The sequence below is a fragment of the Bacillus sp. V59.32b genome, from assembly GCF_003429085.1.
Classification (GTDB): domain Bacteria; phylum Bacillota; class Bacilli; order Bacillales; family DSM-1321; genus Peribacillus.
Map to the genome: position 1 here is coordinate 1 of NZ_QVTC01000107.1, position 10,550 is coordinate 10,550.

The 10,550-nt window shown below is 41.3% G+C and carries 13 protein-coding genes; 11 read left to right on the plus strand and 2 right to left on the minus strand.

Annotated elements, in window-relative coordinates:
* The first annotated feature begins 496 nt into the window (after positions 1-496).
* Entirely contained in the window at positions 497-1,519 is a 1,023-nt protein-coding gene (gene spoIID, locus D0463_RS18655) for a stage II sporulation protein D (protein WP_117308854.1), read from the plus strand.
* 40 nt (positions 1,520-1,559) lie between these two features.
* On the opposite strand, the gene D0463_RS18660 is transcribed toward spoIID, so the two are convergent.
* Positions 1,560-1,985 carry a VanZ family protein gene (locus tag D0463_RS18660; RefSeq protein WP_483295755.1) on the minus strand — a complete coding sequence of 142 codons (426 nt, stop codon included), beginning with the start codon at positions 1,983-1,985 and terminating at the stop codon, positions 1,560-1,562.
* 172 nt (positions 1,986-2,157) lie between these two features.
* Here D0463_RS18660 and spoIIQ point away from each other — a divergent pair, with 172 nt between their 5' ends.
* The 8 genes from spoIIQ to D0463_RS18705 all read left to right on the plus strand — a co-directional run bounded on the left by spoIIQ (position 2,158) and on the right by D0463_RS18705 (position 8,598).
* Positions 2,158-3,111, plus strand: a complete 954-nt coding sequence (spoIIQ, locus tag D0463_RS18665; RefSeq protein ID WP_117308856.1) for a stage II sporulation protein SpoIIQ — start codon at positions 2,158-2,160, stop codon at positions 3,109-3,111.
* Positions 3,112-3,460: 349 nt separating this feature from the next.
* Positions 3,461-3,733: a sporulation transcriptional regulator SpoIIID gene (gene spoIIID / locus D0463_RS18670; protein ID WP_117308857.1), complete on the plus strand. Its 273-nt coding sequence runs from the start codon at positions 3,461-3,463 to the stop codon at positions 3,731-3,733.
* Positions 3,734-3,982: 249 nt separating this feature from the next.
* Positions 3,983-4,984, plus strand: a complete 1,002-nt coding sequence (gene mreB, locus D0463_RS18680; protein ID WP_117308859.1) for a rod shape-determining protein — start codon at positions 3,983-3,985, stop codon at positions 4,982-4,984.
* A 240-nt stretch (positions 4,985-5,224) separates the two neighbouring features.
* Complete coding sequence (locus tag D0463_RS18685) at positions 5,225-6,061, plus strand: flagellar hook-basal body protein (RefSeq protein WP_117308860.1); 837 nt, start codon at positions 5,225-5,227, stop codon at positions 6,059-6,061.
* A gap of 97 nt (positions 6,062-6,158) precedes the next feature.
* Positions 6,159-7,004: a flagellar hook-basal body protein gene (locus tag D0463_RS18690; RefSeq protein WP_117308861.1), complete on the plus strand. Its 846-nt coding sequence runs from the start codon at positions 6,159-6,161 to the stop codon at positions 7,002-7,004.
* Between the two features lie 50 nt (positions 7,005-7,054).
* Positions 7,055-7,306, plus strand: a complete 252-nt coding sequence (locus D0463_RS18695) for a DNA-directed RNA polymerase subunit beta (RefSeq protein ID WP_117308862.1) — start codon at positions 7,055-7,057, stop codon at positions 7,304-7,306.
* Between the two features lie 144 nt (positions 7,307-7,450).
* Positions 7,451-7,885, plus strand: a complete 435-nt coding sequence (gene fabZ / locus D0463_RS18700; RefSeq protein ID WP_117308863.1) for a 3-hydroxyacyl-ACP dehydratase FabZ — start codon at positions 7,451-7,453, stop codon at positions 7,883-7,885.
* Positions 7,886-8,259: 374 nt separating this feature from the next.
* Complete coding sequence (locus tag D0463_RS18705) at positions 8,260-8,598, plus strand: hypothetical protein (RefSeq protein WP_117308864.1); 339 nt, start codon at positions 8,260-8,262, stop codon at positions 8,596-8,598.
* Between the two features lie 124 nt (positions 8,599-8,722).
* On the opposite strand, the gene D0463_RS18710 is transcribed toward D0463_RS18705, so the two are convergent.
* Positions 8,723-9,160, minus strand: a complete 438-nt coding sequence (locus tag D0463_RS18710) for a YwpF family protein (RefSeq protein ID WP_117308865.1) — start codon at positions 9,158-9,160, stop codon at positions 8,723-8,725.
* Between the two features lie 331 nt (positions 9,161-9,491).
* Here D0463_RS18710 and ssb point away from each other — a divergent pair, with 331 nt between their 5' ends.
* Entirely contained in the window at positions 9,492-9,854 is a 363-nt protein-coding gene (gene ssb / locus D0463_RS18715) for a single-stranded DNA-binding protein (RefSeq protein WP_117308866.1), read from the plus strand.
* A 35-nt stretch (positions 9,855-9,889) separates the two neighbouring features.
* On the plus strand, positions 9,890-10,219 hold the full coding sequence (locus D0463_RS18720; protein WP_117308867.1) for a hypothetical protein: 330 nt from the start codon (positions 9,890-9,892) through the stop codon (positions 10,217-10,219).
* Positions 10,220-10,550: the final 331 nt, after the last annotated feature.

Sequence of the window (10,550 nt, forward strand, 5' to 3'; positions counted from 1 at the left end):
TTATGAGCGATTATTTGAATATATGAGCGGTTTCTGGAATATATGAGCGATGGCTGAGATATATGAGCGATGAACAGAAAATATGAGCGATGGCTGAGAGATATGAGCGATGACCGGAAAATATGAACGATGTCGGGATATATTCGCTAAAATGGTGGGAGTTTTTTTCTCAAAAGATCATTTGATCTAAAAAATCCATTTTTTACGGCTGAGAAAGCGAGGATTTTCATGGTTATGAGCGATTATTTGAATATATGAGCGGTTTCTGGAATATATGAGCGATGGCTGAGATATATGAGCGATTACCAGAATATATGAGCGATGCTAGGATAAAGGAGCGGTAGCCAGGATATATGAACGATTACCGAAATAAATGAGCGATCAATGCACCAATTACTCCATTTGACGTATAATAGCCGACCGAATTGTTAGTCATAAATGCTTGTCCCACCCCATACATTTAAGTGAGACTACCATATAGGGAGGCCCAGGAGTATTGAAAACGATTAAACCGATGATCACACTATTTGTAGTATCAGCATTTGTCATCATAATGATTCCGGCTATGCTTGTGCTTCCATTCTCGACGAATCAGGCAAATGGAAAGTTATCAGAAAAGCTAGAGCAGAAAAGGGAAAGTCCGGAAGAGATCAATTCCCCGGCTGTTGAAGTCGCTGTTTACCGGACGGAAACCAAGGAGATTCAGCAGCTGCCGCTTGAAGCATATGTTACCGGCGTAATCTCCGCTGAAATGCCGGCAGATTTCGAGCTGGAGGCATTAAAGGCCCAGGCTCTGGCAGCGCGTACGTATATTGTGAACCAAATGTTGACCAAGAATGCGGCTGACCTCCCGAAAGGCGCCGATGTTACCGACACTGTCACGCACCAGGTTTATAACAATAATGATGAGCTAAAGAAAAGATGGGGCACAGATTATGAGTGGAAGATCAAAAAAATATCCAAAGCAGTTAATGATACAAAAGGACAGATCCTGACTTATGATGGAAAGCCGATAACGCCCAGCTTCTTTTCTACGAGCAACGGCTATACGGAAAATTCTGAAGCGTACTGGGAAAGTGAATTGCCATATTTGAAGAGTGTCCCGAGCAAGTGGGATAAGGACTCGCCGAAGTTCCATAGCAGAACCGCTATTTCTGTTACCGATTTTGAGAAAAAGCTGGGTGTTACGGTTTCAGATGGAGAAAGCATTGGCACAATTACAAAAAGAACACCTGGAAAGCGGGTAGCCACAGTCAATTTCGGAGGTAAAAAGCTGACAGGAAAAGAGATTCGCGTAGCCCTTGATTTAAGGTCGGCTGATTTTAGCTGGGAGCGGAAAGGAGATAACATCATTATCTCTACCAAAGGCTATGGACATGGAGTCGGAATGAGCCAGTACGGGGCTAATGGCATGGCCCTTGAAGGCAGCAAATATGAGGATATCGTGAAATATTATTACAAAGGGGTTGCGATTCAATCCTCAGACAGCCTATTGAAAACCATGACAGCGAAAAGATAAAAAAAATAGAGATGGAGCCTACAAGGGGAGGCTCCATCTCTTATTTTTTATTGTCCAATTTTTCGATAAGCTTCAAAAAGCCCCGATTATGTTTAAAATAATGGTATCGGACATGGAAATAGGCGGCCGCAACGCCAATCCAGTCTTTTAAAACATCAATTAAGCTGGCACTGCGCGAGGGTACAAAGTATTGGTGAATTTCATCAATGACCCCGTAAAACCCCGCAGCCAAAGCTGCCAGGAGACTGAAAGCAGGGGTTAGCTTACCAACGGAAGCCAGCGCCGCCGCAAACAGCATATAAAGAATCGCAAACTCCACAAGATGCAAGGCTTCTTTAGTAAAACGGTCTATGGAACGATCAGGCAGCTCCACCACTGCATTATCCGGCAAACTGGACAAAATCCAGATAACCGCCATATAAATAAAGGGCAAAACAATCAATATACTGCGCATAAATTTCTTCATTCCTACAACTTCTTTCAAATAAGATATGCTCATTTTACCATGCAAAGAGAAGCAAAAAAAAATAAATGTATAAAAAGCAAACGCTTAACAAAAGATAAGCAAAAAAAGTTTTTTTGAAAAGAAGGTATATAATTCCTCCAATCTGTTCAGAATGATTGCTGAGGTGATAATAATGAGAGAGGAAGAAAAGAAACACACTTCTCGAAAATCTATATTCCAGCGCATATTAAAGAAGCGTTGGGCACTACCAGCCATCTATATCGCAAGCGCAGCAATCATTTTGGCAGCAGCTTTAATCATCCAGAACGGTTTCACTGATTCAGCGAACCCTGCCAAAGAAACGGAAACAGGCAAGAATTTCAAAGAGCCTGCAATTGAAGTAAACAGCAAGCTTGAAAATATTAAAATGCCTGTAACCGATAGCAAAGCAATGGTGATCAAAAAGCAATTTTATGATGCCGAAAATGGAACGAAGGAAGAGCAAGAAGCTGCTCTAGTATCTTACAATAATAGATACGAGCCGAACAAAGGCATCGATATTGCAATGGAAGATGGCAAAACATTTGATGTAGTAGCTTCCTTAAGCGGTATTGTTAAGAACGTCAAAGAAGACGCATTGCTTGGAAATGAAATTACAATCGAGCATGATAATGGCGTTGTTACTCATTATCAATCCGTAAAGGACATAGAAGTAGCGGTTGGCGATGAAGTGAAGCAAGGACAAGCTCTTGCTAAAGCAGGTAAAAGCTTATTGAATGAAGATGCAGGTGTCCATGTTCACTTTGAAATCCGAAAAGATAATGTTGCGCTAAACCCAATTGACCTGGTTGAAAAGCAGCTTTCTTCTATCGAAGAAATGACTGAAAAAGCGGAAGGCACTGAAACTAACTCGGAAAAAGCAACGGAAGATGATGTTGAAGAACCGGCCACAGAGGATAAAGCGACAGAAGATGAAGCAGTTAAATCATCCGATGACAAATCCACTGAAGATGAAGGCGGTCAACCGTCAGATGAAACATCCGATGAGGAAAAAGATGCTGAGTCAGATAAAAGCACTGACCAGCCTGAAGATTCCGAAGAGAACAGTGACACTACAAAAGATACCAAGAATTCTACACAAAACTAAAATTAAACATACAAAACAAACATGCTACGTGCCCATTAACAACTGAAAATTTGGTAAAGAAAACCCGTCTTAGCACGGGTTTTTATGTTGGAATTTAATAAGAAATTTCAGAAATATTGTGGAACACCTCGTCCCTATTCCGTAATTTGTGCATATATCTTTAACCAAGCTAATAAACTTCTATAAAACGATACTAAAGTGAGAGTGTTTGAGGTGAGTGATCGTTTATTATATTTCATACATTTAGTTGAGTATATATTATACATTTTGTCTGGGGAAGCAGTATTTCTTAAGTTGGAGCGAAACTCATTTCACACTTCTCACATCCAATTTGGGGAGGGCGAGTGGTGTGCACGATTACATCAAAGAAAGAACTATCAAGATAGGAAAGTATATCGTGGAAACAAAGAAAACGGTTCGCGTGATCGCGAAGGAGTTTGGCGTCTCCAAAAGTACTGTCCATAAGGATTTAACCGAAAGACTACCCGAAATTAATCCCGATCTTGCAAATGAGGTAAAAGATATTCTAGATTACCATAAATCCATCCGCCACCTGCGCGGCGGCGAGGCGACGAAGCTGAAATATAAGCGTTCAGAAAGAGAAGAAGAGGTTGTAAAATAAAAAGCTTTTAATGACAACCGGGAAGCCGCGGCGATTAAAAGATACCATCTGTTTGAAAGATCAATCAGATGCATCTGCATCGTCGCGGTATGACCCGGTTATTATTATGAACAAAAAAAGATTTTTCGACAATAATATGCAAAATTTTACTTTTTTTGCTTTGACCCCTTCTTTTGGCCTAATTCGTATGATAAAATTAAAAATTAGGATAGAAGGCTTTATGTGATGTACAAGGAGGAAATAAGAATTATGTTTGCTAGAGATATTGGAATCGATCTTGGAACTGCCAATGTTTTAATACATGTCAAAGGCAAAGGAATCGTTTTAAATGAACCATCAGTAGTAGCCATTGATAAAAATACGAATCGCGTCCTTGCAGTAGGCGAAGAAGCCAGAAGAATGGTCGGGCGTACCCCAGGAAATATAGTGGCCATGCGTCCCTTGAAGGATGGGGTTATTGCAGACTTTGATGTGACAGAATCCATGCTGAAATATTTCATAAATAAGCTGAATGTTAAAGGGTTTTTGTCTAAGCCGCGTATTTTGATTTGCTGTCCGGCTAACATTACAAGCGTCGAGCAAAAGGCAATCAAGGAAGCTGCTGAAAAGAGCGGCGGAAAGAAAGTCTATCTGGAAGAAGAACCTAAGGTAGCGGCCATCGGAGCCGGAATGGATATTTTCCATCCGTTTGGTAACATGATTATCGATATCGGAGGCGGAACCACTGATATCGCGATGCTTTCTATGGGAAACATCGTTACTTCATCATCCATCAGGGTTGCAGGAGATAAATTCGACAGTGAAATCTTGAATCATATTAAGCGTAAATATAAGCTGTTGATCGGGGAACGTACAGCTGAGAACATTAAAATTAATGTTGGTACTGTGTTCCCTGGTGCCCGTAACGAAGAAATGGAGATTCGTGGACGTGACATGATTTCAGGGCTGCCAAGAACGATTTCCGTTAGCTCAGATGAAATTGAGGAAGCACTTCGTGAATCTGTAGCGGGGATTGTCTATGGAGCAAAAAGTGTATTAGAGCGCACCCCTCCAGAGCTATCTGCTGATATAATTGACCGCGGAGTCATTTTAACAGGCGGCGGTGCATTATTGCATGGCATGGATCTATTGCTTGCTGATCAATTGAAGGTACCGGTGTTAATAGCAGAGGAGCCGATGAAATGCGTGGCAATCGGTACAGGCATGATGCTGGAGAATATCGATAAGCTATCACGACGAAAATTAGGCTGATCAAATTTCTCACTGCAAAGAATCTGCTTTCTGGATTTAACAGCATCAATGATAAGGGCCCAGAGAAGAAACAAAAGGCCCTTATGGTTTATTTAAAAAGATTCCTGTGTTTTTGAAAAGGCTCGGCACAAATCCTTCCTTCGAAACTTAAAACATCACTGCTTCTAGCCGATAACATATATATATTGCTTTTTCCATTTACTAGTACAGGATTTCACGTTACCAAATAGAGGTGAGAATATGTTAAGAGGTTTTTTTACGGCGGCCTCCGGAATGCTTGCGCAGCAACGACGAACGGAAATGCTCTCAAATAATATGGCCAATGCCAATACACCGGGATTTAAAGCTGACCAATCAAGTGTCCGGTCATTCCCGGAAATGTTGTTACACCGCCTCGGATCAAAGTCTATTCCTACTGAAAAGGGACTGCATCTGCCGATCAATTCCCAGGTTGGGTATTTGAATACGGGCGTTTATATGCAGGAGGCAGCACCAAAGTTCTTCCAGGGAGATCCTCAAGTGACACAACGGAATACAGATATTGCGCTTGTGGATGGCGAAATGCCGATCAATAATGAAAACGGCATGAGAGGAACTGTATTTTTTACAATAGCTAATGCCGGCGGAGAGCCGCGCTATACGAGAAATGGGAACTTTACTCTAGACGGACAGGGTTTTTTGACAACTCCGCAAGGATATTACGTTCTTGATGAAAATAATAACCGAATTCAGCTGAACAGCGAGAATTTCACGGTGAACGAGAACGGGATAATCATGGAGAATAATCAGCAGGTTGCCCGGATTGGAATTGGTTTTGCTGAAAATCCATACACGCTCATTAAAGAAGGGGACGGTCTTTATCGCTCGCCTGACCAACCGCTTGCTAATGCTTATAATGAAGGCAATATAACCTTCGGAATGCAACAAGGTTTCATCGAAGGATCGAATGTCGATGCGTCACGGACAATGACAGATATGATGTCAGCATATCGTTCATTTGAAGCAAACCAAAAGATATTACAGGCATATGATCGAAGCATGGAAAAGGCAGTCAATGAAATTGGTCGGATTGGATAAATTATTTATCGATATGTTATAAAAATGTAATGGTAATGAACATAAAAATGGCGTAGTCTATACAGCTTGTGCCAGTCCTGTCCTAGGGGGAATAACGATGAATAGAACGATGATTACCGCAACGAACACATTGGGCCAGTTGCAGCATAAAATGGATATCATCAGCAATAACATTTCCAATATCGAAACGAATGGATATAAACGCAAGGAATCTTATTTCAATGATTTGCTCGTCCAGGCGTTTAATAATCAAAGACGGGAAAACGAAACAGGAAGATTAACTCCGCTTGGGATTAGACAGGGCACGGGAGCAAGAATAAGCCAGAGCCAACTGGTTCTTTCTCAAGGAAACATTAAAAGCACAGAACGAAACCTCGATGTCGCGCTTGAAAGAGAAGATTTATTCTTCCGGGTTCGTGTGGCTGATAATAATGGAGAAAATGTCCGGTTCACAAGAGATGGTGCCTTCTATTTGACACCTGTTTCGAATAATCCAGAGCAAATGATGCTCGTTACCGGAAAAGGGTACCCGGTTCTCGACGAAAATGATACGCCAATTGTCATAAATGGGAGAGCAAACAAGCTGACCTTCTCAAAAGAAGGACAGCTCCAGGTGCAAACAGATAATGATGGAACACAAACCTTTAATCTTGGTATTGTCTCCGTGAAAAAGCCGCAATTTTTAGAGCAAATTGGTGAAAACCTTCTTGGACTACCGGCTAATATCGATCAACTCGGGGTAGGGGAAGAAGATATTATGACGGCGTTGAACGGCGGATTAAGAGATGATATTTCCTTACGCCAAGGAGTTTTGGAGAGTTCGAACGTCGAGCTCTCAAAAGAAATGACAGATTTGATGAATGTACAGCGACAATACCAATTTAATTCAAGATCTGTCACAATGGCTGATCAAATGCTTGGCTTAATTAATGGTATCCGTTAAGATAATCTTATGGACAGTTAATACTGTAAAAGGGGATTACGTACATTAGCATGGAAGAAAAACAATTAACCAAAGAAGAATATAGTCAGCAGGAAAACAAGAAAGAACAGGCAGAAGAACGGGTAAAAATCAGACTTTTGCCCATTTGGCTAAGATTGATCATCGTAACGGTGCTTATTGCTGTAAGTGTTTCGGTAGGCGCGGTCATCGGCTATAGTGTGATCGGTGGAGGCAATGTGTCTGATGTATTTAAAAAGTCGACATGGACTCATATTGTTGACCTTGTTAATAAAGATATATAATTGTTCAAGAGGGTCTGAATGCTCATTCAGACCCTTTGTCATGTCTGATGTATCTAAGACTAAAGGAAATATGGTCCGGGTAGTGTCGTCCCATACGTTCGTGGTATGATTGGAAAAGAAAAATTTTTAATGGAGGGAAAAAGTATGCTTGATATCACTCAAATAAAGGAAATAATCAGACACCGGTACCCATTTTTGCTTGTTGATAAAATAATCGAGGTGGAAGATGGTAAAAGAGCGGTCGGCATTAAAAATGTTACGGCAAATGAGCAGTTTTTTAATGGACATTTCCCTGACTATCCTGTAATGCCTGGCGTGTTGATTGTCGAAGCACTGGCCCAAGTCGGCGCAGTGGCGATGCTTAGGCAGGAGGAATATAAAGGCCGCCTGGCGTTCTTCACAGGAATTGATAATTGCCGCTTTAAACGGCAGGTAAAGCCTGGGGATCAGCTGAGGCTTGAGGTCGAAATGGTACGAATCCGCGGTTCTTTCGGAAAAGGAAAAGCAGTGGCCACAGTCGATGGTGAGCTGGCATGTGAAACAGAAATTATGTTTGGCTTCGGTGATAAGGAGTCATAATTTTGGCTGGATAACTTGTGTCGATACATAATACGTTAAAGGCCGGGCTTTCTGCATAAGTGCAGCTGTGTCTCTGTCTTAGCCTTAAAGGGCTCGTCAATCGACGAGTTTTCTTTATAAGAAAGTATAAATTTTTTAATTTTGGTAGGTGTAGCTACAGCGCCCAGCCCCTCGGGTCATAAGCCAAACCGCTGTTTTACTTTAGGAACTGCCTCCTCGCGGTTCGTCTTATGCCTGTTGGGGCTGACCAGGGCGCTTACGCTTTTCTAATCGGCTTATTTTTTTTGACTAAAATGCAATATTTTATCGAATGCGGGCAAAATAGCAGCAGGACATATTTATAGTCCACTAATTGCGAAGGGAGGTTACTGTCCATGCAAAAGCGGCTAATGGCTCTTATTGGTGGATCATTATTATCAGCGATGTTAATGACTGGATGTAACAATGATGATAACAACAATCCACCACCAGAAGATGATAACAATACGGAAGAACAACAGGACAATAATGTAGACATGGATCCTGGTCAGAATGGCGATGAAGGCATCGAAAATGATGATATGAACGATGGCTTGAATGATGATAACGGCAACAACGGCAATAACAACGGCAACAACGGCAATAACAACGGCGGCAATGGCAACAACGGCGCGGATGATGAAGGTATAATTGATGGTGATGGTTTAGGTGATGATGAAAATAATAATGAATAAAAATTCCTAAACAAAAAGACTGGCTAACTGAAATGATGAACATGTCAGAAACGGCGGGCCCCCAAGAGGGTCTCAGCTTTTCGTCTTGTTCTTATCGTCTCAGCAGCCAGTTTTTTATCCCAAATTATTTTTTACTCGTTGTGGTCAATTTCGGACGGGATCGCATTTTTTCTTTAAATTGCGTTATTAATTCATTACCATCGGCGCCTTGCCTGATCAAATCTTCAAGCAGAAGCTCGGCATATTTGCTGCGGGTCTTTTGAAGATGTCCTTCCAAGAGGATGATAACATGTCCGTCTACTTTCCTAAGCGTGTCTACGACCGTTTTAAAGGTTGCCGGATCATTATCTTTTTTCGTAATCACGGCCTGTACATTGATTTCTTGGCCGGTAGAAACAAACGGTTCAAGGTTGCTGAAATATTCATTCGCTACAAAAGCCTCGATGATCCACGTATTGCCTTCATCTTCTTTATTAATGATAAGGCCATCAGTCAGCGGGATATCAATGTATGCTTTTTCTTTTGTTACAATTTGCAGAGAAATTAATTTAAATGTCTTCATCCGATCCCTCCATTCTTCGTATTTTCCCCTATACAGCATCCATAATTCAACAAGTATTCCGCCCATTTTCTACCTATAGCATACCTGATACATAACAGAATAGGAAAGAAAAAAGACATAAGAAAATTAGTACAACGAAAAAGGTCGAAAAAAATTAAAAATTGTGTAAAAAACATTTTTAATGAATAGTATATGTACAAAATGACTTTTTTAGAAGCAAAATAGATTGTTTTTCTAAGCGGAAATTTTCGTCCTGCGGTAATTTGTCGATTTTACTGGAAGAAGCAAATTCTTTATGATGAGGGTATTCGTTACGAAAGGAGTTGTTTGTTTGATAAATCAAGTAACATTGGTTGGCAGGCTGGCGAGAGACCCTGAGCTGCGTTACACACCAGAAGGAAAAGCCGTATCAAATGTAACCTTGGCAGTAAGCAGAAATTTTCGCAATAATGATGGTCAGTACGATGCTGATTTCGTCTATTGCACCCTCTGGAAGAAAACGGCTGAAAACACCGTCCAATATTGCCGAAAAGGATCGATTATCGGTATAACCGGACGGATCCAAACAAGACATTACGACAATCAGGAAGGCAAAAGGGTGTACGTAACCGAAGTCGTGGCGGAGTCTGTCCGCTTTGTCGGACCAAAGCAGCCAAATTTGAAACAAGAAGAATTCAGTCCGGTAGAAACGTAAGACCGGGATTCAAAATAATTGAAGGAGGTGATGGTGTGGGGGAAAGAGAAAATTTTCATTCCGGCAACAAATGCAGGGATAATTCACAGCAGCGTACGGAAAGAATCGAGCAATTGCTGGGCGACCTTATCGGCTTAACGGCAAAAATGAATGTAAGGATAACAAATGAGGAAAATCAGCTGGCCGAGCTCGAGTTCATTCTTGCCCGGTTGGATTCTCGATATAAAATCCTGCAAAAGAAGCAAGAATCAATTCAGCTGAGATTGGCCAAACTGGAGAACGGGCAGAGCGCTGAAATAAATAAAAGACAATCTTTTGTATTGGAGGGCAGGGATCGATTCCCACAATCCTCTGAAAGAATGTAAGCCTTCAACTTAATAACTTCTTGATTCACTACCCCACAATTCAACGATAGATCGCTAACGTAACGACCAAAACCTGGACCTTGAAGAACCCCGTATTACAGCCCCTTACAAACCCCTATAAAGAGAAACATTCTTCTGATCTTCCTCTTTTTTTGGCCGCCTTTTGGCGGTTTTTTAAATAGTCGGATATTAACGTAATTAAAACAGGCTTATAATTAATAGGCTCTGTTAAACGATAATGTTGTTTTTGGGAAGGGAATCTACGAGACTCCTCGAAAATGCATACGCATTTTCTCGTGCGGTGTCTATTCAAGGATGATGAATCAACGTC

Bases quoted from the DNA above. Each gene is read 5' to 3' on its own strand.
- D0463_RS18660 (WP_483295755.1), bottom strand. From the start codon at position 1,985: ATGAAGAAATTTATGCGCAGTATATTGATTGTTTTGCCCTTTATTTAT.
- D0463_RS18695 (WP_117308862.1), top strand. From the start codon at position 7,055: ATGGAAGAAAAACAATTAACCAAAGAAGAATATAGTCAGCAGGAAAAC.
- spoIIQ (WP_117308856.1), top strand. From the start codon at position 2,158: ATGAGAGAGGAAGAAAAGAAACACACTTCTCGAAAATCTATATTCCAG.
- D0463_RS18710 (WP_117308865.1), bottom strand. From the start codon at position 9,160: ATGAAGACATTTAAATTAATTTCTCTGCAAATTGTAACAAAAGAAAAA.
- mreB (WP_117308859.1), top strand. From the start codon at position 3,983: ATGTTTGCTAGAGATATTGGAATCGATCTTGGAACTGCCAATGTTTTA.
- fabZ (WP_117308863.1), top strand. From the start codon at position 7,451: ATGCTTGATATCACTCAAATAAAGGAAATAATCAGACACCGGTACCCA.
- D0463_RS18690 (WP_117308861.1), top strand. From the start codon at position 6,159: ATGAATAGAACGATGATTACCGCAACGAACACATTGGGCCAGTTGCAG.
- D0463_RS18705 (WP_117308864.1), top strand. From the start codon at position 8,260: ATGCAAAAGCGGCTAATGGCTCTTATTGGTGGATCATTATTATCAGCG.
- D0463_RS18685 (WP_117308860.1), top strand. From the start codon at position 5,225: ATGTTAAGAGGTTTTTTTACGGCGGCCTCCGGAATGCTTGCGCAGCAA.